At 55.4% G+C, this 24,923-nt stretch carries 24 protein-coding genes; 8 read left to right on the top strand and 16 right to left on the bottom strand.

Features of this window, described 5'->3' with window-relative positions:
- The 4 genes from P5706_RS34535 to P5706_RS34520 all read right to left on the bottom strand — a co-directional run.
- On the bottom strand, positions 1 to 118 hold a 118-nt coding region (locus tag P5706_RS34535), incomplete at its 3' end, for a Y-family DNA polymerase (RefSeq protein ID WP_502945543.1).
- On the bottom strand, positions 108 to 539 hold the full coding sequence (locus P5706_RS34530) for a LexA family protein (RefSeq protein ID WP_078468043.1): 432 nt from the start codon (positions 537 to 539) through the stop codon (positions 108 to 110). The genes P5706_RS34530 and P5706_RS34535, both read right to left, overlap by 11 nt.
- A 240-nt stretch (positions 540 to 779) precedes the next feature.
- Positions 780 to 1,622, bottom strand: a complete 843-nt coding sequence (locus P5706_RS34525) for an Ig-like domain-containing protein (protein ID WP_153046044.1) — start codon at positions 1,620 to 1,622, stop codon at positions 780 to 782.
- Positions 1,623 to 2,066: 444 nt separating this feature from the next.
- Entirely contained in the window at positions 2,067 to 2,921 is an 855-nt protein-coding gene (locus P5706_RS34520) for a type II secretion system protein (protein ID WP_078468045.1), read from the bottom strand.
- A 528-nt stretch (positions 2,922 to 3,449) separates the two neighbouring features.
- Here P5706_RS34520 and P5706_RS34515 point away from each other — a divergent pair.
- The 4 genes from P5706_RS34515 (at position 3,450) to yejK (ending at position 7,366) form a co-directional block, all read left to right on the top strand.
- The gene (locus P5706_RS34515) at positions 3,450 to 5,375 is read left to right on the top strand and encodes a hypothetical protein (RefSeq protein WP_078468046.1); all 1,926 of its coding nucleotides are present in this window, start codon (positions 3,450 to 3,452) and stop codon (positions 5,373 to 5,375) included.
- Between the two features lie 137 nt (positions 5,376 to 5,512).
- A complete protein-coding gene (locus tag P5706_RS34510; RefSeq protein WP_078468047.1) occupies positions 5,513 to 5,827 on the top strand; it encodes a hypothetical protein in 315 nt (104 codons plus the stop codon).
- A gap of 133 nt (positions 5,828 to 5,960) precedes the next feature.
- Complete coding sequence (locus tag P5706_RS34505; protein WP_078468048.1) at positions 5,961 to 6,266, top strand: hypothetical protein; 306 nt, start codon at positions 5,961 to 5,963, stop codon at positions 6,264 to 6,266.
- A gap of 86 nt (positions 6,267 to 6,352) precedes the next feature.
- Complete coding sequence (yejK, locus tag P5706_RS34500; RefSeq protein ID WP_078468049.1) at positions 6,353 to 7,366, top strand: nucleoid-associated protein YejK; 1,014 nt, start codon at positions 6,353 to 6,355, stop codon at positions 7,364 to 7,366.
- Between the two features lie 861 nt (positions 7,367 to 8,227).
- Here the strand turns inward: yejK and P5706_RS34495 are convergent.
- From P5706_RS34495 to P5706_RS34465, 7 genes are all read right to left on the bottom strand, one after another.
- Positions 8,228 to 9,097 carry an HD-GYP domain-containing protein gene (locus tag P5706_RS34495; protein WP_223198360.1) on the bottom strand — a complete coding sequence of 290 codons (870 nt, stop codon included), beginning with the start codon at positions 9,095 to 9,097 and terminating at the stop codon, positions 8,228 to 8,230.
- Between the two features lie 91 nt (positions 9,098 to 9,188).
- Complete coding sequence (locus P5706_RS34490) at positions 9,189 to 9,443, bottom strand: DUF3391 domain-containing protein (protein ID WP_274521150.1); 255 nt, start codon at positions 9,441 to 9,443, stop codon at positions 9,189 to 9,191.
- Positions 9,444 to 9,599: 156 nt separating this feature from the next.
- On the bottom strand, positions 9,600 to 9,980 hold the full coding sequence (locus P5706_RS34485) for a hypothetical protein (protein ID WP_001054412.1): 381 nt from the start codon (positions 9,978 to 9,980) through the stop codon (positions 9,600 to 9,602).
- Positions 9,977 to 10,303 carry a hypothetical protein gene (locus P5706_RS34480; RefSeq protein ID WP_000091614.1) on the bottom strand — a complete coding sequence of 109 codons (327 nt, stop codon included), beginning with the start codon at positions 10,301 to 10,303 and terminating at the stop codon, positions 9,977 to 9,979. Before P5706_RS34480 ends, P5706_RS34485 begins: the two co-directional genes overlap by 4 nt.
- Before the next feature lie 23 nt (positions 10,304 to 10,326).
- A complete protein-coding gene (locus P5706_RS34475; RefSeq protein WP_000741275.1) occupies positions 10,327 to 10,662 on the bottom strand; it encodes a hypothetical protein in 336 nt (111 codons plus the stop codon).
- 14 nt (positions 10,663 to 10,676) lie between these two features.
- A complete protein-coding gene (locus P5706_RS34470; RefSeq protein WP_001172026.1) occupies positions 10,677 to 11,012 on the bottom strand; it encodes a helix-turn-helix domain-containing protein in 336 nt (111 codons plus the stop codon).
- Positions 10,993 to 11,370 carry a type II toxin-antitoxin system RelE/ParE family toxin gene (locus P5706_RS34465; RefSeq protein ID WP_003151133.1) on the bottom strand — a complete coding sequence of 126 codons (378 nt, stop codon included), beginning with the start codon at positions 11,368 to 11,370 and terminating at the stop codon, positions 10,993 to 10,995. Before P5706_RS34465 ends, P5706_RS34470 begins: the two co-directional genes overlap by 20 nt.
- Positions 11,371 to 11,561: 191 nt before the next feature.
- Between P5706_RS34465 and P5706_RS34460 the strand changes: the two genes are divergently transcribed.
- Together P5706_RS34460 and P5706_RS34455 are read left to right on the top strand one after the other, a co-directional pair.
- The gene (locus P5706_RS34460; RefSeq protein ID WP_010465829.1) at positions 11,562 to 12,164 is read left to right on the top strand and encodes a recombinase family protein; all 603 of its coding nucleotides are present in this window, start codon (positions 11,562 to 11,564) and stop codon (positions 12,162 to 12,164) included.
- The gene (locus P5706_RS34455; RefSeq protein WP_010799689.1) at positions 12,148 to 15,177 is read left to right on the top strand and encodes a Tn3 family transposase; all 3,030 of its coding nucleotides are present in this window, start codon (positions 12,148 to 12,150) and stop codon (positions 15,175 to 15,177) included. The genes P5706_RS34460 and P5706_RS34455 overlap by 17 nt, the downstream gene beginning before the upstream one ends.
- 890 nt (positions 15,178 to 16,067) lie before the next feature.
- Here P5706_RS34455 and P5706_RS34450 read toward each other — a convergent pair.
- The 3 genes from P5706_RS34450 to P5706_RS34440 form a co-directional block, all read right to left on the bottom strand.
- On the bottom strand, positions 16,068 to 17,567 hold the full coding sequence (locus P5706_RS34450) for a Fic family protein (RefSeq protein ID WP_078465731.1): 1,500 nt from the start codon (positions 17,565 to 17,567) through the stop codon (positions 16,068 to 16,070).
- 546 nt (positions 17,568 to 18,113) lie between these two features.
- Complete coding sequence (locus tag P5706_RS34445; RefSeq protein ID WP_078465732.1) at positions 18,114 to 19,385, bottom strand: phospholipase D-like domain-containing protein; 1,272 nt, start codon at positions 19,383 to 19,385, stop codon at positions 18,114 to 18,116.
- A 219-nt stretch (positions 19,386 to 19,604) separates the two neighbouring features.
- Positions 19,605 to 19,961, bottom strand: a complete 357-nt coding sequence (locus P5706_RS34440) for a hypothetical protein (protein WP_078465733.1) — start codon at positions 19,959 to 19,961, stop codon at positions 19,605 to 19,607.
- A gap of 287 nt (positions 19,962 to 20,248) precedes the next feature.
- Here P5706_RS34440 and P5706_RS34435 point away from each other — a divergent pair, with 287 nt between their 5' ends.
- Together P5706_RS34435 and P5706_RS34430 are read left to right on the top strand one after the other, a co-directional pair.
- Positions 20,249 to 20,674: a hypothetical protein gene (locus P5706_RS34435; RefSeq protein ID WP_153045938.1), complete on the top strand. Its 426-nt coding sequence runs from the start codon at positions 20,249 to 20,251 to the stop codon at positions 20,672 to 20,674.
- A gap of 316 nt (positions 20,675 to 20,990) precedes the next feature.
- Positions 20,991 to 21,557: an RNA chaperone Hfq gene (locus P5706_RS34430; protein WP_285685163.1), complete on the top strand. Its 567-nt coding sequence runs from the start codon at positions 20,991 to 20,993 to the stop codon at positions 21,555 to 21,557.
- Positions 21,558 to 21,565: 8 nt separating this feature from the next.
- On the opposite strand, the gene P5706_RS34425 is transcribed toward P5706_RS34430, so the two are convergent.
- The gene (locus P5706_RS34425; RefSeq protein WP_078465735.1) at positions 21,566 to 23,716 is read right to left on the bottom strand and encodes a hypothetical protein; all 2,151 of its coding nucleotides are present in this window, start codon (positions 23,714 to 23,716) and stop codon (positions 21,566 to 21,568) included.
- 74 nt (positions 23,717 to 23,790) lie between these two features.
- Entirely contained in the window at positions 23,791 to 24,639 is an 849-nt protein-coding gene (locus P5706_RS34420) for a hypothetical protein (RefSeq protein ID WP_078465736.1), read from the bottom strand.
- Positions 24,640 to 24,923 lie beyond the last annotated feature (284 nt).

The raw sequence follows: 24,923 nt of genomic DNA, 5'->3' as shown, positions 1-24,923 counted from the left end.
CATTATTTGACAACGTTACTATTGGAGTGTTTCTTAAGTCTGGTCGAAATAGTCTTTCGCATGAGCAGTAAAAACGGTTGCAATCAATAAGCGCGTAGGTAGGTTTGTCATGACGCATGATGGGTCAGGCTCCATGTTACAACTCCAAAAACCTCTATCTCCTCGGAACCTTCAATTGGTGGGTATTCTGGATTGTCAGAACTCAGAACCCACGATCCATTTTGAGATTTGTCCAGCCGCTTCACTACAGGCTGATTGCATATATAAGCAACCACGACATCGCCAATTTTTGGTGTCCTAGCTCTATCAATTATCAACCGGCTGCCAGAAACAATGCCGCACGGCAGCATCGACACACCCTCTGCCTCCCCAAGCCATACATGGGGTGCTCGCAGATCAACAAGCTCGTCAAGGGAAATAGGCGGCTCGTAGTGGTCCGCGGCAGGGCTCGGGAACCCACCGGAGAACCTGCCTGACAGAACACAAATCAGGCCAGGGACTTCGGAAGCTGTGAGTTGGCGCAGGCTAGTAATGATCACGGAATGAAATCACGATGCTGTATGGATGCACAGTATAGATCCCGGCCCCTTGTTTCAGTCAATTCCGACCAGGGGATTTCAGACAAGCGAGCGCCATGGCTGCGCCGCAGACTTGGCTTATAGACGCAGGGCCTTGCAGATCAATTGGGCTACGTGGGCTATGACGTTAGGTGAAATGACCCATCGTTCGAGTCACACGGAGTGAGCGGAGGTTTTCTGCCCGCTCCAGTCGGTGCAAGTTTATAAGGGAGCCTTGCACATTTGATAAAGGTCGTACTCAAAGTTTCGACCCGCAGTCATCGTTCCTGCCTTGGCTCCTACGGTGTACCTATAGCCGTTGTAGTCGACGGGACCACGCCAGTTCTTACCCGCACTTGCCCCGACACCGGTGGGCCCTACATCGTAAAGCAGCCAGGTATTGTTATTGGTGAGATACGTCCATCCCTTACGGCTGTACATATCGTTATTGTTCTTCTGCCCGACCCATTCGCAAGTCGCTGCTGCGGGAGGGGGCGGCGTCGCAGGCGCCTGCGTGCCGATTGCTGCCTGCTGCTGCGTTATGAGGATTGTTTGGTACGCTGGTACTGGCCCCCCAACGTTCACGATCTGACCGGTTACTAGGCTCTGCTGTCGATCCTGTCGATAAGCAATCTGATTTTGATAGCAATTTTGTGACTGCGTAAAAGCGCTGCCTGCTGGAACAGTGCTTGGATCCGGTGTCCAGCCCGAGCAGCTGTAAGGGCTGTCATAGTTGGCCCATCCCGTGTAGATGGGAGCTATCGCCGCCCAAGCATCTGTGAATGGGACATACAATGAACCTTGCCCCTCATTGGTTACGGTTGCCGCAGTGACTGTTGCACCGCCAATAACGTTCGATGAGCGCAGAGTTACGCTTGTCTGACCATTTACATCTGTCGCCGTTTGAGAAGCTCCGAGAGTGCCACTCGTTGTGCTCCACGCTAGGTTGGTACCTGCTCCTACGTTGCCGCCGAAATAGTCAGTGACAGTGGCAGTAATGGTGGTGACCTCTCCTGTAGCTGCAATAGAAGCTGGGTTGGCTACGAGTTCAACTTTCAGGCCCATTTCGCAAGAACGCCATCCATTGGTAGCGTTGTCACATACCACGGACTCCCAGCCTGACGGGCCAGACGTTGTCCGGATCGGAGCCCAGGTAGATGCTTGTGACCATGGCACAATTGCAGCAGCAAAAAGAGCCACGGCGGCAGTAATACTGCCTCTTAGGGAGCGCATCCTTTTTTGCAGCGAACGCCGAGATACCTTTGACCTATGTTCACTACGTTGGATTTGACGCAAAGTGGCTTGTAATTGACTGCCCAATAGGCAGCTTTCTATCGGTAACGGGTCGGTCATGATCAGCGCCACTGGGTAATTGAGGTACGGCTTTCGATGGAATACTGCTGTGCACGAATTGCCAAAGACGGAGGAGTTAAACTCCGCTGTTAGAACTGATGTCAGTGCGGAGCTTCGCTTTGATTGCACGCCTGGTCCGTTGAGGGACTAATCCACTCACTTGCAGACGAACATCTTTCCTGAAGAGTCGAATGCAATTGATCCCTTGGCAAAGTCGCCGCATCCCTGTCCAGCGCTGACATTGCCCGGGTTGTATGCAACCTGCTTGACCCATTTGCCACTGGTGCAATAGAGCGGTGTGCCGGCTGCAGATCTGCTCACTAGGCCATTCGGGGAGCACGCGGCGGATTCGGTGTTAGTGCCGGAGATGGCGAGGTCACCAACTGTCGTTCGACCCGATGAATTCATCGTCTGGGCCGATATCCCCCCACTAGCAGTCACAGAGACCGTATCGACGTTGTTGACCTCTGTGATGTTGTTGTTGCCCATCAACAATGTGGTTCGCATCCGGTTCAACTCAGCATTGGCTTGGGCTGTTCGAGAGAGCTTTTCGCTTAGTGCCGCTTCACTCCCTGGAACACCGACTGTGCTGCGGATGAGGTGAGTGCTTGATGAGACGACCGTTGTCCCGGGCAGATTATTAGCTACGACACCGTCCCAATCCGCGATGGTGTTCTGGTCAACGCTGAAGGTGTTGGCTGTGCATGAGGTCGTTATGGGAGAGTTGTACTTGTTTACGGTTGATACACCAGCGAGATAAGGGGGCGTGGTTCCTTTTAGTACCGTGATTGCGTTAGCGCAGAGACTTGCCCCTGGCCAGGAGCCTTTTTCCCCTCGATAGGTGCGAGCCGCATCAAGGATGGTCTGAGTCTCTTGCGCAGTCAGGTCCGCTCGCTTTTCGTTTATGTTTTCCATAAACGAAGGCACGGTAGCAGCAGCCATCATTGCCATAATCGCGATGCTAACGGCCAGTTCTAAAAGTGAAAAACCTGACTGACGGGTTGGGTACATGACAACCTCAAGCTGTTATAAATGACACTCCGGATCGAATCATTTCACAGCTGTTGAGGGATACAACCCAAAACCAAGGCGCAAAATTCAAGTGGCCGTCTGCCGCGAAAATAGTAAGCAGATCGCCTCATTTCGGTGCAAAAAATGATTTTTTCCGCGAGCTCCCAAGGTAGGCAAGCCGATAAAATGCCGTCGGTTTTTTATGGCCAGCAGGGCGAAAATTTTCATATAGGTCCGACTTGGTTCAGCCACCTTCACGAAGCCAGCAAAAAGCACTCAACCAAAAATCATCTTGCCAAGCTGTTTTCTGATGCCCTATGATTTCCGGGTCTCGAAATGGGCCGCTGGCGTGGCTTGGTACGTGTTACCTCGGGATAAAGAGCTTCATCAGCTGTGCAACGAGTTACTGATACACGTCACACCCTGAAGTCGGTTTTGCGCACACCACAGGTCAGCCAGCAACCATCGTTCATCGCGCATACCTTCACGTCTAGGCATTGGCCAGGCGTAACCTTCAAGGCGATTGTGATGACCCGTATCCCATTTCAGAAAACCGATATCCAAGAATTCAAAGGCATCGCGAAACGTCTGTTCCGCGGGCTTGATCTCATTGATCATAAGAACCCTGACCGCATGCGTGAGCTGGTTGCCAAGGTTTTCGGCTACAACGACTTTCATGAAGTGATTAAAGCTGCTGAAGACGTGATTCCTGCGCCGGCGGCCCCGATCACCCGGTTCGATATTCGGCTTGTCGCAGCGGATGGATTGGTAAAGGTCGCGAACATTCCCTTTGTTGAAGCATGGCTGCGCGCAGGCCGGGCTCGATTGTATGGGCTTAGTATCGACCAGTTCACTGTTGAAGCTTTGCGCTCTGCTAGGCTGAAGGCTCGCGGGGTTGCAGCAAGTTCGCACTTGGCGCAGGACATAGGTGTGTCGACGCCCAAGTGGCATGATGAGCAGCTGCGATTCTTCCGTAACGGGGCCCCGAGCTTTGAGCTGTGCGTTAAGCATAAAGTCGCAGCTTTCCACTGGGGCACGTTCACTGTGCTCTACGACGCCATTCTCTCTTCGCGCTTCAAAGAAGCGATCATCAATCCAAATGGCTTGTTTGATGCTGGCTCCGATGATGCCATCGACACCTACCTTCGCGAGACCCTCATTCCCCAATGCTGGATTCCACTCTCGCAACTCATCCAGGACGGGCTCACGGTCCCAGATCATGAGGCAGTCTGGCTGTATGTAGAATCTGGAGTGTGCATCGGTCGTGGTATCCGCCACAAAGCACACGGTAGCTTCTTGCCTCGGTTGTTTCTGACCGATATTGAAGTCGCAGAAGGTCTTGCCATGACCCTGACTGGTACATATGTACAGGGGGGGTCGTCGCAGGGGCATAACTCTTTGAGTGTGCCGAAAGGTAATGACCTTGTGTATCAGCTTAAGCCTGGCGCTCGTTCCCCGGGGGCTGTCACTGACCCGCTGAACCAACCTGCAGCCAATCCGCATGAGCTGGATCTTGTGCCAAATCTGTTCGCCGGTTCTCAAGAGATTCTGCGTGGAGGGGGGCGCGGAAACTTAACAATTTGGGGCTTGGATGGTAAGGCTATTCGCGTTAGCCACGCCGATCGTCAGTCTTTGCAGAACACCTATTACGAAGTTGAGCCATGGCTAGCCGAGTCCGATCTTTCTGACTTGTTCCCCGATTACGTTGCGCCACCGGCTATTGACCATCGTGAAAGGTTTGCATGGTCGAAGGATCTGGAGAACAAGGTTTTCCTGCCTCCCGTATCGATCGAACTCCAAGTTCGCGCTGAAAGCATCATCAACCGGAAGAATGAAAAAGCCGTTGCTCAGTTAACCGAGGCAGCAACATCGGGCGAACTACTCACAAGGGTGGAGGCAGCGACCACGTCTGTGGTACTTGAGCAGCTGGCTGGCGACCTGATCTATGAGCTATTTGATGGCAGTGATCAAACCGAGCGGGTTAAAGACGTGTCGCAAAAGATGGTGAGCTGGTTTCCCGAACTCGCCGGTTTTCACCCTGATGTGCTTTACGCCGTCGTTGCGGTTCACGCTCAAGGCGCCTTTGGTGATCATTTCCCCGCAACCCTTCGCCTCGTGGACATTTTCTGTGCGGTGGTGCTGCTGCAGGCAGGGTTTCAAGGGGGGGGGCGCTTCCGTTTCTTGAGGATGGTACCTTCTCAAATTGCCCTGGGGCAGTGGTACAACGGCGTGATCTTGCTGACTTCTATCCATGAGGTGGCTGTGCAGTATGAGGGTTATGTCGCCGCACTTAAGAATCAGCAGGCGCGTATCAATCGGATCTCCTCGTCCATTGAGCTTGAGAGCAGTCGCCGGAAGGAGGCCTTCGATCACAAGTATCTGTATGTCAGTGACGAAATGCCCCGCGCCAAGCCCGTAAACCTCATGCAGTTGATTAATACGATGGGGGATTGAGTCAAGCCTCGATCGCTAGACTGTCAAGGCGCCCCTAGTCAAAAGGGCTGGCGGCGTTATGTTGCAACAGGTCATCAACCAGCCTCGTTAGATCTTGCTCAAACCAAGTCAGCGAGGCACTGACCTGGGGCTCTTGCATGTACTCTCTCCTGGAACTTGCATTCCTGCTCATCCTCGCACCTTACATTCTGTTCGGTGTGGTACTTGGGGCCGTTGCCGGCCTCATCATCAACTTGTTTCAACCAGCCATCCTGATGGCTTCAGTTTGGTTTGCGGTGGTAGGCGCCTACCTATCAGCGCACCGCCCAGACCCAGGTCAGCGGTTTATACCTCTGCTGGGTATGGTTGCAGATTTTCAAATCCTTGGAGTTCCTTTACCCAGCATCATCCTCGTAATCGCAGGGATTCTCCTGATCGTGGCTCTCTTGTGCCGCCAGCGGACTAAGCCGTGAGTAACTCTGAACCTGTGCGGTTGAGCACTCAAAAGGCCACGACGAATTTGAGAGGGGGCATCTGGCTGGGCCTTGGCGAATCACAAGTTATGATGGCCATTAGACGGCAGAGACCGAGAGTCGACCAAATACCATGATCAACCTAGAGCCTCAGCCCCTTGTGATGGGCACTCTCTTGCAATTCAGCAGTGACCAGCCAAGTGCTGTGATCAATCCGTTTGCCAGTTTCTCCAAGGAGCCATACGAGCTGCTCAGCTTGATCGAGGCCGCTACTGGCTATGAGCTTGATCCGCTTCAGCGTATTCACGCAGCTGAAGCTGGCCTGCTGGTGGCTCAAAGAACGACTCCCAACGCTGCACTGATGATTGAGGAGTGGATTCAGCATGCCGATCTTGCTGACTTTGCTCGTGCAGCTCGCCGGGCCTTGATCCCTGCTTAACCTCATCAATTATGCCCTCGCATATTGCGGGGCCTAGATCTGGCGGAACTCATACGCCAGAACAGCCAAGTACAGGACGCGCCACCATGCCTATAAAGCAGATTGTCATTCACCATATCGACAAAAAACCCGACGGCAATCCCGCGGTCATCCTTTTTGCTGACCACGAACTGCCGGCAGAGTCTCAGACGACTGAAACCCTGATGGCAGATCTGAATGACGCCTACAACGCCAAGCAGGGAAAGGCCTGGGGCTTGTTTCATCCAGAATCAGGCGCTCACCCATTCAGTGGCTGGCTCAGCAAATATTTGAAGCAGGAAACTACTTTCCTCGAATTCTCGAATGTGTCGATCGAACATTTGACCAAGCTGATGGAAGAGTCAAATCTCTCCACCGGCGGGCACGTTCTCATTGCTCATTATGTGCAGGGCATGACCGACTACCTCAGCATTGCGCTGTTGCATCACAGCGAAGGCGTCACAGTTACTGACACACTGGATGTCACACCCTCGCGACACCTCGATGTTGGCCAGCTCCACCTGGCCGCACGCATCAACATCTCCGAGTGGCAAAACAACAAGCAGTCGAAGCAGTACATCTCGTTCATCAAGGGCAAGAACGGTAAGAGGATTTCGGAATATTTCCGCGATTTCATCGGCTGCATGGAGGGTGTCGACGGTCCGGGTGAAACACGGACTCTGCTAAAGGCATTCAGCGACTTTGTGGAGAGTGAAGACCTCCCTGAGGAATCGGCCCGCGAGAAGGTCAGTACCCTCGTTGAATACGCTGTCAACCAGACGAAGCAAGGCGCGGCAGTCAGCCTGGAAGAGCTGTCGTCGCTGATCGATGAGGATCGGCCGCAAGCCTTCTACGACCACATCCGTAACAAAGACTACGGTCTGTCGCCGGAGATCCCGGCCGACAAGCGCACCCTCAACCAATTCCGCAAATTCACTGGGCGAGCAGAAGGGCTTTCGATCAGTTTTGAAGCTCATCTTTTGGGTTCGAAGATCGAATATGACGAAACTGCCGGCACCCTGATGATCAAGAGCCTTCCAACCCAACTGACTGATGCCCTCAAGCGCAACCAGAAGGGCTGACATTCAACGACAGTGTGGGCGGTCCGGCTCAAGGCTTCGATCTTGAGTCTGGCAAGAGCCGGGGAGTAGGACGGACATTTGTTGAGGAGCTGTGTCCGTCTACCTCCGCTGGCGCTGCTCTCTTCAATCTGGAAGATTAAAGATGAATGTGTTTTACGTTTTTGCCTTGGGCCTGGCTTTGACTGGATGCTCCAGCTCCCCTGCGAACCCAAATGTTCCTGTGATTGAGAAGTCTCTAACCCAGCAGTGGTACAAGATCGATCACGGGATAGCCAGCAGGTGGGTACCGATCGACACTCCTCACCCGTTATCACGGGAGAGAGTGATCTACATGGACCTGGCCACCATGCAACCCCCGGTGGTGGCCATACCAAAGGCGGCATTTGTACATCCGGAACCTGATCCACATCGTACGCTATCTAGGCCCATCCCAAAGCAACCGCACACCCCCCGGCCGGTACCGGGATCGATACAAAAGCCTACTGAGCACATCGAACCAACTCCAGAAAAGGGTATGGCCAAAGCTGATCTTCGCAAGCCAAGCCTGCAGGAGCAGAAGTTGACCATGAAGTACGCGGAGGGAGACGCTAATGCGGCATTCGACCTGGCCCAGCTGCTCTTCAGCCAAGGTCGCAGCGAACCCGCGTATGTTGCCCTTGAGTACGCCGTGCGGCAGAAAAACCCGAAGGCTATTGGGGATGTAAGCCGGAACCCCAGAAATTTCCGTCACCCTAGTTGGGTGGGCTCAACACTCGTGTCACCAGCTACCTTCTGGAGAATCGAGCTCGGCCATCCCTCCCTGGACGGGCATCGCTCGACGATGTTCAACGGCTCCCTCACGGGGCCGTCGTTTTGTGGGGGCTATTCCATCCACAAGTCGTCGAGGTTCTTGAAGTTCCAGAGCGTCGGGTCTTCGGGGCCAGTGATACTGTCCTTGCAACTCGTGGCCGCCAGGTCGATGGTCTGCATCGGGATCGGCTCTCTCGAGCGTAGCGAGAAGAACACGCGAACCTTGGGAGTCAGCAGTGATTCCATTCCCGGCTCAACGACAACGGCCAGACGCTGAGAGGACAGGCGAACCAAGGAGCCGACGGGGTAGATGCCCACGGCCTTGACGAAGGCGTGGAAGATGCGTTTGTCGAAATGGCCCTCCCACTTGGCCATCTGCCGCATCGCCGCGGACGGGTCCCACGGCTTTTTGTAGGCTCGCTCCGACGTCACGGCATCATAGACGTCGCAGATTGCGCCCATGCGGGCCAGGAGTGAAATGGCGTCACCGGCCAAGCGATCCGGGTAGCCGGTTCCGTCGATCTTCTCGTGATGGTGCAGGGCAATGTCCACCACCCCGGGCTCGGCCCCGCCTGCGCGCAGCATCTTTGCGCCCTCCACAGGGTGGCGCTTCATGATGGCGAACTCGGCATCGGTGAGCTTGCCTGGTTTGTTAAGCACTTCCAGCGGCATCGCGGCCTTGCCTAGGTCGTGCATCAGTCCGCCGATGCCAGCCAGGCGCGTTTGCTCCTCGTCTAGATCGAGATGCCGGGCCAGCGATAGCATCAGGGCGCAGACGGCAACCGAGTGCAGGTAGGTGTAATCGTCGTGCGTTTTGATGCGTGCGACGCTGATGAGGGCATGAGGTTGGCGCAGCACCGAGGCAGCGATTTCTCCGACCAGCGGCAACGTCGTGCTTGGGTCGACGGCCTTGCCAAGCCGGGCTTCCTGGAACATGTCCATGACTTGGGACTTGGCCGCAAGACAGAGTTTCCGTGCATAACACATTTCGCTCTCCATTGAGGTTGCGCCGTCACTTTTCTTGCTTAGTGGACTAGACGGCAGAGATTGCTCCTCCGACAATTCTCTGGGCTCTGGGCTCTGGGCTCTGGGCTCTGGGCTCTGGGCTCTCTGGGCTCTCTGGGCTCTCTGGGCTCTCTGGGTCGACTTGGCTTTTGGCCAAGTCGACCCAGACCTCCCCGACGCCACATTCTCGAATGGCAGAGAGATCCTGAGGCTCGGTCAGCAGGAAGCTGCCGCGCCAGAATGGGTGTCGAACCCAAGAGCCGGCGAGCTTGTGGATGTACATGCCGAGACGAAGCTCGGATACGGGAATGCGTTTTACCAACTTATTTTCCTTTCTGAGTTGGGTGGTTAGGCGTGCGCCGAGGCTGGCACCCAGCGGTAGAGCGGAGGTAAGGTCACGCCAAGATTCTTGGATCAGCCGGAACCGCCGAAATTTCCGTCAGCCGATCAACATGGCTTTGTCTCGCGCTCGGTCGATGCGTTCCTGCATCGCCTGCATGACTTCTTCGTGGGTGTACGACTTGGCGTTGGGGTCGTCGGCCTCTCGGAGAGCTTCCTCGACCTCGCGGGTCATCCGCGCATATTCTTCCGGCCACAGCGCTTGCTCCATGCGCAGCGACGCCTGCCCAAGCAGGTGCAGCAGGCCGAACAGCCGCATGTCATTGGTGGCGACGACGTGCTCTCGAATCCGCTCCTGGATCACCTCGCAGGCCCGATGCGCCTCTGGCGTCGCCGTGCCCTCGTAGCCGGCTGGGAGTTCTGCTTCTTCAGCGATTCGCGCCCAAGCGATAGCCAGCGCCTCGATGGTGGACAGGTTCATTTGCTCATCCACTTGCGCAGCAGACGCTTTTTCAGGGAGGCGCGCTCTTGCGGATTGCGTCCCTTGTGGTTGGCAATGCGATCCGCCGTGGCGGCCTGGCGCTTGATGGGCCAGTAGGAGCGGCCATCCTTACCCATCGACCAGACGTTGCTGACCTGGTTTTCCAGTAGAGGCAGATGGGCGCATAGAGCTTCCGGCGACGCGCTGGCCAGCGCGGTGCGCTCGTGGGTTCGCCAGCGCTGATGCCAGAGTTTCTTGTCCTCGCGCTCGCTACGGCAGGTCGTGTGCCCAACGATGGGCGTTTTGCGGCGGCTGCGGCTCATGATGTGGTTGTCTCCAAGAACATTCAGGACAGGCTTTCTGGGTAGAGCGCCGTCAACCGGGACAGGGTTTCTTGCACTTGTTCCAGCGAGGTCATCAGATGATCAACCTGATCCTGAAGATCCACGGCGAGATCAAATAGCTCAGCCACTCGGCTGCGTGATCCCTCGTTGAACGCGGCCATTGCCAGTTGATGCAGCTTCAACAGGTCGGTGCGCAGTTGCGGAGGTGCGCCGTCTGCGCTGTCATTCAAATCGCCGCGCAGCACGTCCACGGCATCGACTGCACGCAGCAGTGCCGTGGTATCGAAATTCTCGGGAGTCAGTTCGTCCCATTCGTCGTCGGTGATGCGGGCTGCCATCAGGAGAGCTCCGATTAAGCGGTTGCGAGCGTTAGATGCCCGATCGGCTCGGCTGCTGGCCGTACCTTGATTTCGATGTCGTAGCCGAGGCGATTCAGACAATCCATCAGCTTGCGTTCGGATAGATTGGTGAAGTCGCCGCGCATCATGCCCGACACCTTCGGTTGCGGGATGCCCATGCGTTTGGCCGCCGCTTGTTGAGTCAGCCCAAGGGCGCGCATGGCCCTCCTGATCTCGACCACCAGGCCGGTCTTGATCTTGAGCTTTTCAGCGTCAGGCAGTCCAAGGTCGGCAAAGACGTTGCCCGAGCTGCGCTGAACCTCGACGCCTTCAATGATTCGTTTTTGCATTTCGTAGCTCCTGTGCCAATACCTCGGCCACCTTCAGCCGAGCGCGGATGATGTCCATGTCGGCCTTTGGCGTGGCGATTCCGCTCTTGCTCTTCTTCTGGAAGCAGTGCAGGACGAACACCGCTTCCGCAAACTTGACCGTGTATACCGCTCGATAGGTGCCGCCGGCATCGTCTTCGACGACCTCCAGCACGCCGGCACCACCGAACCCCTTGAGCACCTTTGCTGCGTCATCCTGATCGCCTATCTGCGCCAACGAGAGCGCGTAACCGAAACGGCGACGCACGTCGGACGGCAACGCCATCAAATCCTTGTGGCTGCTCGCGATCCATTCGAGCGGTTTTTCTTTGTTTGTCATGACGGAATTTTATACCTGTTCAGGTAATGATGTAAACGCGGCAACCTCAAGGAGGTGTCGTAAAACATTTGTTTTGCGACAGGCTGTCAGCCGCCGCTGTGCTACCTGTGCAACGCCCCCTCAAAAATGTACGGAAAACTCTATCGCTATTCACTATTATGCGGAAACCTGTTTTTGATGGTTATCCGCCTATGTTGGTTGGCTACATGCGCGTGTCGTCGGACTCCGACCGCCAGAGCACGGACTTGCAGCGCGACGCGCTGCTCGCCGCCGGCGTCGATCCGCGTCACCTGTTTGAGGATCGTGCCTCTGGCGCGAAGGATGACCGTGCCGGCTTGGCGCGGGCGCTTGAGTTCGTTCGAGCCGGCGATGTGCTGGTGGTGTGGAAACTCGACCGGCTCGGTCGCTCGCTGTCGCACCTGCTCGCCATTGTGACTTCGCTCAAGGACAAGCGGGTGGCGTTCCGCTCGCTGACAGAGAACCTGGACACTACGACGCCCTCGGGCGAATTCCTGTTCCAGGTGTTCGGTGCGCTCGCGCAGTACGAGCGCGCCTTGATTCAGGAGCGCGTCGTCGCGGGCTTGGCCGCCGCACGCAAACGCGGCCGGATCGGCGGCCGGCCGCAGGCGATCACTGGTGAGAAGCTGGACGCCATCGTCGCCGCGCTCGATGGCGGTATGTCTAAGGCGGCGGTGTGCCGCAACTTCAATGTCAAGCGCACTACGTTGATCGAAACATTGACGCGAGCAGGTTGGCGTGGTGCGGGAAGGACGGTCGATGAGCAACAAGAATAAGCTACTCACCGTCTTTTCTGACGCAGAGCAGGAAGCCTTGTACGGCCTACCGGACTTCGACGATGCTCAGCGGCTGGAATACCTGGCGTTGACCGAATCTGAACTGGCGTTCGCCAGCAGCCGGCCTAGCCTGCAGGCCCAAGTCTATTGCGTCTTGCAGATCGGCTACTTCAAGGCCAAGCATGCTTTCTTCCGCTTCGATTGGCATGAGGTCGAGGACGATTGCGCCTTCGTGCTGAGTCGCTATTTCCACGGCGAAGCGTTCGAACGCAAGGCGATCACCAAGCATGAGCACTACAGCCAGAGGGGTCAGATCGCCGAACTGTTCGGCTACCGGTCGTGGGCGGCTAGCTTCCTGCCGCAACTGGCACAGCAGGCTGAACAGATCGTGCGGCGCGACGTAATGCCAGGATTCGTGGCCGCCGAACTGATCGTTTGGCTCAGCGAGCACAAAATCATCCGGCCCGGCCACACCACCTTACAAGAGCTGGTCAGTGAAGCCCTGTCCACCGAACGCAGGCGCTTGGGCGGCTTGCTGGCAGAAGTGTTGGACGAATCGGCCAAAGCTGCGCTGGGCCAGCTCCTGGTGCGTGACGACACCCTGTCTCAACTGGCAGCGCTCAAGCAGGACGCTAAAGATTTCGGCTGGCGTCAGATGGCAGGGGAGCGCGAGAAGCGCGCCACGCTGAAGTCCTTGCACGGGATCGCCAAGGCGCTGCTGCCCAAGCTCGGCATCTCGCAGCAGAACCTGCTGTACTACGCGAGCCTGGCGAACTTCTATACCGTCCATGACCTGCGCCACCTGAAGGCGGAGCAGACCCGGCTCTACCTGCTGTGCTATGCCTGGGTACGTTACCGGCAGCTCACCGACAACCTGGTCGACGCGATGGCCTTCCACATGAAAAAACTTGAGGACGAGAGCCGCACGGGTGCGAAACAGTCCTTTGTCGCCGAACAGCTGCGACGCCATCAGGAAACGCCGCAGGTTGGCCGCCTGCTGTCGCTGTACGTGGACGACAGCGTGGCCGATCCGACGCCGTTCGGCGAGGTGCGCCAACGCGCCTACAAAATCATGTCCAGGGAATTGCTGCAAAACACGGCGCAGCGCATGAGCGTCAAGCCACTGAACAAACTGGCGCTGCACTGGCAGGCGGTGGACGGCCTGGCCGAACGCATTCGACGCCATCTACGGCCGCTGTACGTCGCGCTCGACTTCGCCGGCACGGCCCCCGATAACCCATGGCTCGCGGCGCTGACTTGGGCCAAGAGCGTGTTCGCCAAGCAGCAGCGCCTATCACAACGGCCACTCGACGAATGTCCGGCGGCAACGCTGCCGAAACGCTTGCGTCCGTACCTGCTGATGTTCGATGCCGAAGGCACGCCGACAGGCCTGCATGCCGATCGTTACGAATTCTGGCTTTACCGTCAGGTCAGGAAACGCTTCCAGGCGGGCGAGCTCTACATTGACGACAGCTTGCAGCACCGGCATTTGTCCGACGAGTTGGTTTCGATGGACGAGAAAGCCGCCGTGCTCGCGCAGATGGACATCCCCTTCCTGCGGCAGCCGGTCAGTGCCCAGCTCGATGCACTGGCGGCCGAGTTGCGTGCGCAATGGGTGGCGTTCAATCGCGAGCTGAAACAGGGCAAGCTGACGCACCTGGAATACGACAAGGACACGCAGAGACTGACCTGGCGCAAGCCCAAGGGGGAGAACCAGAAGGCGCGCGAGCAAGCTCTCTACGAGCAACTGCCATACTGCGATGTCGCCGACGTGTTTCGCTTCGTCAACGGCCAGTGCCAGTTCCTGTCGGCGCTGACACCATTGCAGCCACGCTATGCGAAGAAGGTAGCCGACGCCGACAGTCTGATGGCGGTGATCATTGCCCAAGCCATGAACCACGGCAACCAGGTTATGGCACGTACCAGCGACATCCCGTACCACGTCCTGGAGAGTACCTACCAGCAGTACCTGCGCCAGGCGACGCTACATGTGGCCAACGATTGCATCAGCAACGCCATCGCCGCACTGCCGATCTTCCCGCATTACTCGTTCGACCTCGATTCGTTGTACGGTGCCGTTGATGGGCAGAAATTCGGCGTCGAGCGACCAACTGTGAAGGCGCGCTACTCGCGCAAATATTTCGGCCGCGGCAAGGGCGTCGTCGCCTACACGCTGCTGTGCAATCACGTGCCGTTGAACGGCTACCTGATAGGCGCACACGAGTACGAGGCTCACCACGTGTTCGACATCTGGTACCGCAACACGTCGGACATCGTGCCGAGCGCGATCACCGGCGACATGCACAGCATCAACAAGGCCAACTTCGCCATCCTGCACTGGTTCGGACTTCGTTTCGAGCCGCGCTTCACCGACCTCGACGACCAGTTGCAGGAGCTGTATTGCGCCGATGATCTGGCATTGTACGAGAAATGCCTGATCCGGCCGGCTGGCCAGATCGACCGGCAACTCATCGTCGGTGAGAAGGCGAACATCGACCGAATCGTCGCCACACTGGGCCTGAAGGAAATGACGCAGGGCACGCTGATCCGCAAGCTGTGCACCTATACGGCGCCGAACCCGACGCGGCGCGCAATCTTCGAGTTCGACAAGCTCATCCGCAGTATCTACACACTGCGCTACCTGCGCGACCCGCAACTGGAGCGTAATGTTCACCGCTCGCAGAACCGCATTGAGTCCTATCACCAGCTACGCTCGACCATCGCCCAAGTCGGTGGGAAGAAGGAATTGACCGGCCGCACCGACATCGAAATCGAGATCAGCAACCAGTGCGCCAGGCTGATCGGCAACGCGATCATCTTCTACAACTCGGCGATCCTGTCCCTGCTGCTGACGAAGTACGAGGCAGCTGGCAATGCCAAGGCGCTGGCGTTGATCACGCAGATGTCGCCAGCGGCCTGGCGGCACATCCTGCTGAACGGGCATTACACCTTCCAGACTGACGGCAAGTTCATCGACCTGGATGCGCTCGTGGCGGGACTGGAGCTGGGCTGACGGAAATTTCTGGGATTCCGGCGTACAACCCCAACCTGCGTCGCTGCGCTCCGACTGCCTCTCCAAGTGAGCGTGGAATGAGTGTCCAAATGATCGTGGGCTGAGTGTCCAAGTGTTGTGGAATCCGCACTCTAAAACCACAACTGATGCAGTTGCGGTCGTTTCCGTCAGAAAAATAACATCATGACTGAGTGGGGGCTTTTCCGCCCCATCTGACTCCTCGGCTTCTGATCCTCCGCTGTGACAATCTTTATTCTTCGAAAAACCCCATCATTTTTTGTAAATTCAAGATTTGTGACAGAGTTTATTAATTTTTTGCCACGCAGGTTTTGGCTGGAGGCCTCGAAATAAAAGGGGGCTTGTGACAACCTTTATTCCTAGGACACACCCTAATTCCCCCAGATTTGCTGGGCCTGAACCTACCCACCATTCTGATTAACCGCTTTTCCTTTCTTTCCTTTGCCTGGCTGTCGCCAGGCCCTTTTCTTTCTGCTTCTCCCCCAGCTTTTCCTGTGCGGCGTGCACCTGGGCCGGCCGGGTAGGACGCTTTTAAAGGAAGAGCGTTTCACAGGAGATGTAACAGGTAGTTCGAGGGGTGCCATAGGAAAATAGGGCCGCTTTGCTATGATGTTATTTATTTAGTGGTAACGCTTTGGGTGGCACTGTCGCCAGGTGTAGCCACGAAATAAAGTCTGTCGCAGAGCATTTGAATGCTGTCGCTGAAATCCGCCGCTTACCCTATAAATCAGAGCCTTAGGTGCGTTGAATGGCGCGATGCATTGGGTGCCTCAACACCGGTTTCCGACAGACTTTATTTAGTAGGTCACACGGCAAGGCGTGGTTCAGGGGGCCGAGAATGCTATGTACCCTGGGTTAAGGTTTGGGCTGAACTATTCGTCGTCGGGCTCTGTGTAGGCTTCTGCCAGAAGGGCCTGGGCGTGACCTTCCAGGAAGTCGAAAACCTCCTCTTGGATATACCCGTTGTATTGCTTGCGCCGACCCTTTGATACGACCCCGTTCTGGTCTAAGCACTGCATAATCAGCTTACTCAAGAGGTTGCCGCGCACGTCATAGTTGTCATTAACCACCTTGAGCAAGGTGTCGTATCGTTGCAAATACTCAGTTTCTTCCCTAAGTTCGACTTCCAATGCCCGCTTGGCCATTTCCAGCGTGAAGGCCACACACTCAGTCGCATCCCAGTAGCGATATAGGCTTGGGTCGCCGGTGAAGTTAAGCGACATGTTGTCGGCATCGATCCAACGAACGTCCCAGAATTGCCGTGCAGGTTTTGAGAAGCTCTGCAGAGCTTCTAGATAGCGTTGCTCCTCTCGTTTCATGGCCACGGAGACAGGAAGTAACAAGCCGTTCTCCAGCGCACCACTGCAGCACAATGCCTGGTGTATCAAGAAGCGCGACAGTCGCCCATTCCCATCCATGAAGGGGTGCAAGAAGACGAACCCGAATGAGGCAATGCCGGCGGCCACCAGCGGGTCAAGCTCCAAGGGTGCACGGTTTGCGAAGGCCATGAGTTCGAACATCAGCTCCCGGCAAAGATCTGGAGGGGGGGGGATATAGGTGACCCCCGCCGCTCCTCGAAAGGAGTTGGTCAGGTGGTTTTGTTCATGCCGGAAGGCCACCGCCCATTCGAGCGGTTGGGAAATCGCATTGTTTTGCAAAGAAACCAAGTAGTCTTCGGTAAGCGGCTGGCGGTCATGTGCCTGGCGCAGTAATTGAACAAAACGCTCTGACTTCTGCTGGCTTGGTGCTTCCTTTTCAATCGCAAATGAAGAATCTGTTTCGCTCAGGTACGCCCAGTTTATGGCGCGATCCATCATTTCCTTAGGCAAGGAGGCAATGAACTCTTTCGAACGGCCGAGAATGTCGTATTCAAGCAGGGCCTGAACCTCAGGCGTGCGTTCTACCGTCGCGCAATATTGGAGCGTCCCAAGACCATTGAAGTCCACGCGCCAGCGGTTGTTTCGCACCGATGGGCCCGTGATGTACCGCTCTGGATCAAACAGCAGGACGCCAGGGCCCCGAGGCTTGTCCGTGTAGTCCAGTAATAAGTCGGAATAGGCTTCCCAGAGGAAGCAGACTTTGCGCAGATAGCCGCTGCTGGGAGATTGGGTTATGGCCTCGACAAGGATTCGAGCTTCAATGCGAGGCAGAGCCTGCGCCAAAATAGAGAGGTTGACGCCCTCATGTTTGAGCGCAAAGATGATGTGGGCGAGAAAATCCCCAGCCTCCGGCGCAACCGCCTGCGGTACTGCAAGCGCGCCGTTGATCCGCTCAATGCGGGTGACGGGTTGAACGAGTGCTGGGTTCTTTACCCCGATAGCCTTCAGCCTCATCTCATTGATCAAATGGGCGTAACCCACCATATTTCCCATTATTCCCCCTGTCTTTGGCTAGATTTTTTTAACAGAGCCAGAATTTTCTTAAAATATGCCCAGATCACTCAGAAAATATTAACCGAAAATGGGCGCAGAACCACGTTTTTTAGGTCTTTCGCATATCGGCGCGACGGGAATCTGTGTAGTGGTCGTCGTGTGTTTACCTGTCGGCTGTATTACGGCAACGATTTAAGCATGGCAGCCTGACATCAGCGAAAAGAGGGCTGGTAACGTGTTTTGTTTCGCGTCCTGCCAGGCCCAAGTCTCGGTTGCTCGGCTAAGCAACTTTCACAGCGTTGATGTGCAGGACATAAGCGCCGGAGCGCAGTCCCATGATTGGAACCTCCGCAGCCGGAGTTTGCAGTCACACCCGGCGCAGCGTGGCGGCTCAATCCTCACTCAGTCACTGGCGCTGCCCCCGAATTGACTCAGTGGCCGATGCCAAGCTGACACTGCCTGATTCAGTGAGTCGGACATATGCTGACAGGGATAGTCCGGATGGCTCGCTTTGGGAGCGGTCGAGCGTCGAGTGGTTGGTCTGGCCTAAACCCGGACGTTGTGCCCTAGAAATTTCAGGGACTTGGCCATCCTGCTGTTGATTGGAGGCGCCTCGTGAGGCTTGACCATCCCGACAAGCTCCAATGAGCAGAACTTCCCAATTTTGGACAGTCTGTAGTTCTCAGACCACAGCAAGTCACAGATCCTGACGGCAAAGTCGTCCTTCCCATATAGGAGATGTGTAAGGCTTGCTTTCACCCGGGTGACGTCGCCGCCGTTGTCCTTCCAAAAGACCACAGGTAGCTGAGCCAAGCCCCCGCGGGTAAACCGTAGTAACTCCGAGAAGGCATGCACCTGCAGCAGTCCCTCTGTAAGCAGCTCCTGACTGCTTTGACCTATAGCCTCAGGTGATCCAAACACCTGGTGCAGAAGGTTTTGTGAACTTACGTAGCCGGACTCAATACGGGGATCCCTCGTATCTACCCACGCTTGAGAGATCGACGCCAATTTTGTAAGCCGCGCCGCCGGGTCCAGCTCCGGCGCTTCCTTCCAGGTTTCATCATCGAGAATCAGAGTAAGGCGACACCAGTTTAGAAACCTGTTGGTTTCAGCCGAAATATCCAAACTAGCGAGCTCAGGTCGACGATACCCACCACTCTCCAAGAATGAGGCAACCTCACGAAACGCGGGCATGTACTGGCTGTAAATGAGCTTTTGCATGTCAGCCAGGAATAGGCGCTGTGGTGATTTCTTTTCACTACCTACCAAAACGTTGGTAGGCGTGACGGGGGCCAGGCCCTTGTCGAACAGGGCGTCTGCAGAGGGCAACTTCTTTGCCGATTCCCAGATAATTCGAAACTTGCTGAGCTCTGCCGGCGTCAATATGGCTGCATCATCCCAAAGCTCGGCGAAATGCAGTAGCAGCGCAGCTATGCGAGCCTCGTCGTGGGGCTGATCCAGCGTGATCGTTGCTTCGCGGTTTTGGACCAGTCCTCCCTGAGTGAGATTCGCTGATCCAAGCATTGCCTGATTGTCATCTCCAATGAAAACCTTTGAGTGGAAGCCATCTGTGAAGTAATGCACCGTACAGTTGGGTTCGGCGACAACCTTCGCCAGTTCGCCTGGATGAGTTGCCGAGTTGAGGCCAACTAGAAGCTGTACGGTCGCACCGCGGCGCGCGGCCTTGATAATCTCATCAGATCGATTGAAATACGGCGCAGCGAGCCTTAGCACTGAAGCGGATTCAAGTAGGAGACTATAGGCCGAAAGGACGTAGTCCTTGGAAGGCCCATTGGTGTGGACGGGAAAGGTGGGCATGCCGAAAACCTAGCTGCTGTGAACAGCCAGTTTACATGGGCCGCTAGTTACCGCAGAAAAACGAAGTCAGGACCCTCCGTAAGCTGGAGGGGGTGCTATCCAGCAGGGCTAGGACTAAATTCAATAATTGATGGCTCGCATATCTGACTAGATCGAGTGAGAGGCGACATGAGCCTGAAAAGTGAAGACCCATGCGCCAATGGACATTTAGGTGGCCTGTCAGAGGGCCTTCGTTGAGATAGTGCTCTCAACACCCTTGGTGTTGGAGGCTTCGGGGTAACAGTCACGCATGGCCTGATTCATAGCTGCCGACGTGCTCTTAGTTCCCAGTGTCTGGGCCAATGCAGCACACATTGAGGCTTTGCCAGCTGGTGTCAGGTATTGGCTGAGCTGGATGCCCGGGGCAGTAATTTCAGAAAGCTCTTCCTTGGTAGCTGCAACAGCCTTTACTGTGGCTACCTTTGCAACAGGGGCCTCCTGGTGCAGCATCACCGTAGTGAGCGACTCGGCGCTGGAATACAGAGACATGGCCAAGGCAACAGGTTGAGCGAGAGCTCCGATCATCGATACTAACATTGGCATTCCTTTAGGCTGGGCACCAAGCCCGCATATTGATTGAGCCACAGTCCAGCAATGGCTATTTATGACGGTTCGCTTGAGGCCGGCGGTAACGAGTTCCCGCACGGAGAGACAAGCGCTTCAGGCGATGCTGAAGGTCTTAGAGGAGAATAACCGGGCAAATTTAGCCAGCAACCCGAAACACCCCAACCAAATTCGAGATTGAGGTTTGGGTTGCGGACAGCTGGGTTAGCTTGAGAATCTCGGGGAGCCGTAGGCCACAATCCGACAGCACGCGAGGTCCGATGATCATTGCATTCCAGCCATACCTAGAGCGCCGGCGTAATCAGAAATCAACGACACCATTGAGTTCGATTGATTCACAGAGTGCTGAGCCAAAATCCGATGTTGCACTAGTCGACTCGGATCAGTTCAGGACGCCATTTGATGATGCTCCAGAGTCGTATAGAGACGGGTTCAAGTCTCTTTGGGTACGGGTGCACAAAACCATTGGACCTAGGGATTGCTCACCGAACGAAACTGAACGGCGTTTAGGTATGGTTTCAAACCAAGCCCTTTACATGATGGAGGACTGGCCTGAGGGGCTGAAGTCCTTCATATGGAAAAAATACGGCGAAGGCTGCGTCCCATACTGCGACCTGATTGAACTGATCTTGATTATTGATAGCCTTGCTGCGTCGGTTACGCCAAGGCCACGCGATCCATTCTGAGGTGCCGTAGCAAAGCCCGTGCGACGCGGGTTGCAGCCAATTGATCTACACTGTGTGTACGACATTTCCTACGAATAATAGGTATATTGTTTGTAGGAGCCGAACCTTCAGCCTTGACCAATACCTAAGCCACAGCACGGCTGGTAATCACCTCACTGAAGAATTTTTAGTTTTGACGGAATACCACCAAAAACTGTGGATGTGTGGCCATTTGCCGTGCCCAATTCGCGGCGCGCACTGTTATGCCATCACTTTCGGTCGTATTATGTGTGCATTGACGTTCACAGGTGTCCATATGCAGGTGTCCATATGAACGATGGCCAGAAAAATTAGCGACCAGGACGGCCGCATAACGAACGAGCATTCCGATCGAGCTATACCCCAACACGATCGGTCGACAAATGAGCAGGATCGTTTTTTAGATTATTGTCAGCGCAACGAAATTCTAATCAAGGTCTACCTCGACTCAGGTCGAGCGTTGCAGGGGAAGATCGTGGATCACGACCGGAAGTGCATTCTCCTAGGCGCAACGCGCGTAGAGAAAATCCCTAAGATGATCCCGAAGTCCTACATTGCTCTCGTTCGCGCAGAAGAAATATTGCCACTTTTCCTTGAGTACAAAGGGAGAGGGAATCACATCACCCGTAAAAAAGCGCGCAAGAAAAAGAAAGCCGAGATGCTTGCAAGCGCACAGGTGGGCACTGCACCAATTCGCAAACCAAGACCTGCCCTTTGCGGGAAAGCCAGTCCAACACCAACAGTCCCGAAAAAGGCACCGGGCGCAGTGGAGGTGACGGTGAAGAAGACTATGAGGTCGAAGATGGTCGCCCCAAAAGATAAACCGTCGACGCCATCTGAAGTAAAGGGCGACGACGGTAATTGATGCTTCGATCAGTTACTAGATGAGCACTCCAGGTGTGGCCCGGTGTAGGCGATCACTACCTTGCCATCGATGATATCAAAGTGAATTCGCATACCCTCAAGACCAGCGCCATTGCCAGCCTTGAGGTGACGTTCGAAGAAATGGATCTCGCCCTGATATTCAAATTCGCGCTGCGCCCGCAGACGGCGATGCGAGCTAACAGTTTCAGATTCGTTTGCTGAGTACGAGTTGCCGAGAATGGCCCGTGCCGTCGAGTCGGGATTGCCGGCCATAAGCGAATCGTAATACGGAAATACCATCGTGGTGATAACGTCCAGCATGCGCCCGGTCTGCTGGAAAGACGCCGCCTCTTTGGCAGACTTCCAAGCAGAATCCAGCACCACAACGCGCCCTTCAGAAACAGATTCGATGAACATGAGTACGTCCGTGGGCGTAATCGAGTCACGCATAGCTACGCGACGCATCATGTCCATGTTCAAAGCCAACGGTTCAGGCCGGTGAACGGGCAGACCCAGGTTTTCCTTGAAAAGCCGCAGGTTGTAGAGCTCAACACGCATCTCGTTGCTGTCGATGTCCTTCTGCTCAAGCAGGCCCTTAAGAGTCTCAATTTGGGTTTGAAGGTCTTCAACCTCTGGTGAGGTCGCTGTAGGAGCTGCAGGCTGCTTGTGGAGCTTCTCGACGACCGCCAAGGAAGCGGCGTGCTTGTTTGGACCAGGCGAACCTTTACGCAGCAAACGATCCCACTCCTCATAGAACCGCTGCCAGGTGCGTACCAGTGGTGAAAGACTTTCGACCTCGGTTTTGAACCAATTACGGTTGGCCATGATCTCTTCGCTGCCGGCCTGAGCCAGGCTGGCGATCTTGATCATCGCGCTCGCGGTAAGGTTCGCGCCCAACGTTGAGATCTGTGACTCCAACTCGCGGGCCTTGGCTAACTGCTTATCTGCGCGTTTTGTGAAAGCTTCGACATCCATATGCGCATGGTTGAACTGGATAAGCCCCCGAAGCAATTGGACGGCTTCACAGGTGTGACCTTTAGGCTGCTCAATTGCCCGGCCGATGAGGTCCCTCGGGAGAGCCTTGTGATCAAAGGGCACCTCCATCGATCCTGCATGCTTTTGCAATGACTCAGTGAGCGCGTTCCATCGAGGGAGTGCAAAGTCATCACAGAATTGCTTGTATACAATAGTCAGCACGTTTTCGCCGGGACTTAAGGCTAAAGCTGCTGCTTCGGCGGCATTGAGCAAGGCTGGGAGTGGTTGCTTTCGACCTGCGCTCGAACTGTAGTGGAACGTCACAACCTCTTGGACGAGGCTTGCAAACCCGTTCTCAGACATTTGCTCAGCAAGCGGCACAGCAGGGTCCATTGGACCCCGCTTGGCGATCAACCGTTCTTCCTTGGCCGCTTGCTCAGGGAACACTTTAAGAATCGACTCACAGGTTCCTAGGATCACCCCAGAAAACGGCGATGGCAGTGCATTGAGCAAGACAGACAAAGCCATATCAATGCGAAAGCGATCGGTCTGATTAAGCTTCTGAGAGCTATCTGCAAGCCGATCCTTCAGTGCTCCCAGGTATAAAAGCGGCAGTGCAAGCTCACGGTAAAATACGCCTGCCTGGAAAAGGCTGCGCATGATCGGGAAGCATCTTTCAATATGGCTGACAAGATCAGTAGCAGCGGAGGTTTGTGCCATGGTGCGCAGTTGATCGCGGGCCTTATTACCAAGCAGCTGACCGAGGTTGAACTCAAGCTTGGAGCCTAAGTCAATGCGATCGAACTCATCCCCCATAACCTCGGCCACAATGTGCCGGTGCTCGGCAACGCCCAGAAAACTAAGCATTATCGTTGCCGGGGGCACACTCCGCCCTTTGGGCAGGTTGAAAGTGGCTAGGCCCCGAACGTTATTGAGCTTCGGGCTACGTAACCGCATCAAAACATCGGTAACGTCAGCGATGGCCTTTGGAGAGCCATACCAAGTGGTCCAGGCTGCCTGATTTACCATTGGTTGCCGGAATGCTGGTGGCACTATGTAGCTGAGACGGAGCCTTCCGTCACTCTCTTGGGAGTCTCCGCTACCGTTAATCTGATCAGAAATCGAGATGTCGGTAACACAAAGCTCGGTATCAGCAGTTGAAACAGTTTCTACGGCAGCGTCCATGATTGGTCCTTGGTTAGGAAGGGGAGAAGCCCAACCTAACGCCAGACTTCTGGATTCCCAGGCGTATGGGCCATTTAGAACTGAGCGTACGAAGAGCCGTAAGCTTGCTTATTCGTCGGCCGGTCGTAGTAAGGGGAGGAGGTGACCGAGTCGCTGTCGGAATCAGCATCCGACATTACAAGTTCGTCATCACCGTCCTCGTCGATGCACATGTCTTCCATAAAGGAGATATCGTCGGATTCGGCGGCGGAATCGACAGACTCAGGGAAGATGAAGGGCAGTTGCCAGTGTTTGGCAAATCCTGTGAGGAACCGAGTGGTGACGTTGAGGGTCTGGGCAGCTGCCTGGATCGGCGCTTTGTCCGCAGCGAGCTTCTCAGCTCGGCAATAGAACTCGTTCTTCACATCCAGCGAAGGGCCGCCAACGAATGTGATTTGCTCATTGTATGCGTAGGTTTTGAGGAAGCGATGGCTGACCTTAAGGATGTCAGCTGCTTCTGCAACGGTGAACAGTTCAGAAAGTTCGACACAACGGGCGAGGAACGCATTTTGACCATTGACCCAGGCGCGGCGGCTTTTGAGCTCCAGACCGGGATTGATGGCTAGGTCACCGGGCTTAACAAATGGGGTAGGGGCTTGGACCTGACGGGTCTCATAGTGGATCAGATAGTGATCCCAGAGCTTTTTGACTTTACGCTTCTCTGCAGGGGTGCGGCTTTCACGATCGGCAAACGTCACCCCGCGCTGTATTGAGTGCGTCCTCAGAAATCCGGTACTGACACGAAGAAGTCGGGCCGTCTCCTTTATAGAGAAGGTTTCAGATAGCTTGACGACTTTCTCGTGGAAATCGTTCAAGGCTGCCGTTTCGGCTGCCTTAGCCTTATCAGCCAATTTCGGATTCAGGTCCAGAATCTGATTGTGCACTGCTCACCCCCTACATTTATTTGTGAGGGGGCTGTCCATTGACTGGACTCGGCCTTATAGCAGACAAGACAGGGACGGAGGCCGCGCCCAAAAAATGGGTACGACCTTCCCTAGCGAGTAGCGGGGAAATATTTCCCAGCCGTCGGTGCCGTCAACTACAGGCAGAGAGACCAGGTCTCCCCCTCTACACGTGTGTCTGACGGCGGGATAATTCCCAGCACGCCAAACTTTATGAGCCAATTTATTGGCTTCGGGGAGTGATAGTACATTGACACCTTCGTCTG

This window comes from Pseudomonas sp. ChxA (genome assembly GCF_030263855.1).
In the GTDB taxonomy this organism is placed as follows: Bacteria; Pseudomonadota; Gammaproteobacteria; order Pseudomonadales; family Pseudomonadaceae; genus Aquipseudomonas; species Aquipseudomonas fluorescens_CB.
The sequence above is the reverse complement of the archived record's forward strand: the minus strand, read 5'-3'. Positions and strand labels throughout refer to the sequence as shown.

Excerpts from the sequence above, each read along its gene's own strand:
- P5706_RS34465 (WP_003151133.1), bottom strand. The coding sequence starts at position 11,370 with ATGACAAACAAAGAAAAACCGCTCGAATGGATCGCGAGCAGCCACAAG.
- P5706_RS34520 (WP_078468045.1), bottom strand. The coding sequence starts at position 2,921 with ATGTACCCAACCCGTCAGTCAGGTTTTTCACTTTTAGAACTGGCCGTT.
- P5706_RS34505 (WP_078468048.1), top strand. The coding sequence starts at position 5,961 with ATGATCAACCTAGAGCCTCAGCCCCTTGTGATGGGCACTCTCTTGCAA.
- P5706_RS34480 (WP_000091614.1), bottom strand. The coding sequence starts at position 10,303 with ATGAGCCGCAGCCGCCGCAAAACGCCCATCGTTGGGCACACGACCTGC.
- P5706_RS34475 (WP_000741275.1), bottom strand. The coding sequence starts at position 10,662 with ATGGCAGCCCGCATCACCGACGACGAATGGGACGAACTGACTCCCGAG.
- P5706_RS34430 (WP_285685163.1), top strand. The coding sequence starts at position 20,991 with ATGGCCAGAAAAATTAGCGACCAGGACGGCCGCATAACGAACGAGCAT.
- P5706_RS34495 (WP_223198360.1), bottom strand. The coding sequence starts at position 9,097 with ATGGACATGTTCCAGGAAGCCCGGCTTGGCAAGGCCGTCGACCCAAGC.
- P5706_RS34485 (WP_001054412.1), bottom strand. The coding sequence starts at position 9,980 with ATGAACCTGTCCACCATCGAGGCGCTGGCTATCGCTTGGGCGCGAATC.
- P5706_RS34460 (WP_010465829.1), top strand. The coding sequence starts at position 11,562 with ATGTTGGTTGGCTACATGCGCGTGTCGTCGGACTCCGACCGCCAGAGC.
- P5706_RS34490 (WP_274521150.1), bottom strand. The coding sequence starts at position 9,443 with ATGTACATCCACAAGCTCGCCGGCTCTTGGGTTCGACACCCATTCTGG.
- P5706_RS34525 (WP_153046044.1), bottom strand. The coding sequence starts at position 1,622 with ATGGGCCTGAAAGTTGAACTCGTAGCCAACCCAGCTTCTATTGCAGCT.
- P5706_RS34435 (WP_153045938.1), top strand. The coding sequence starts at position 20,249 with ATGATCATTGCATTCCAGCCATACCTAGAGCGCCGGCGTAATCAGAAA.
- P5706_RS34455 (WP_010799689.1), top strand. The coding sequence starts at position 12,148 with ATGAGCAACAAGAATAAGCTACTCACCGTCTTTTCTGACGCAGAGCAG.
- P5706_RS34425 (WP_078465735.1), bottom strand. The coding sequence starts at position 23,716 with ATGGACGCTGCCGTAGAAACTGTTTCAACTGCTGATACCGAGCTTTGT.
- yejK (WP_078468049.1), top strand. The coding sequence starts at position 6,353 with ATGCCTATAAAGCAGATTGTCATTCACCATATCGACAAAAAACCCGAC.
- P5706_RS34515 (WP_078468046.1), top strand. The coding sequence starts at position 3,450 with ATGACCCGTATCCCATTTCAGAAAACCGATATCCAAGAATTCAAAGGC.
- P5706_RS34510 (WP_078468047.1), top strand. The coding sequence starts at position 5,513 with ATGTACTCTCTCCTGGAACTTGCATTCCTGCTCATCCTCGCACCTTAC.
- P5706_RS34450 (WP_078465731.1), bottom strand. The coding sequence starts at position 17,567 with ATGGGAAATATGGTGGGTTACGCCCATTTGATCAATGAGATGAGGCTG.
- P5706_RS34445 (WP_078465732.1), bottom strand. The coding sequence starts at position 19,385 with ATGCCCACCTTTCCCGTCCACACCAATGGGCCTTCCAAGGACTACGTC.
- P5706_RS34440 (WP_078465733.1), bottom strand. The coding sequence starts at position 19,961 with ATGTTAGTATCGATGATCGGAGCTCTCGCTCAACCTGTTGCCTTGGCC.
- P5706_RS34470 (WP_001172026.1), bottom strand. The coding sequence starts at position 11,012 with ATGCAAAAACGAATCATTGAAGGCGTCGAGGTTCAGCGCAGCTCGGGC.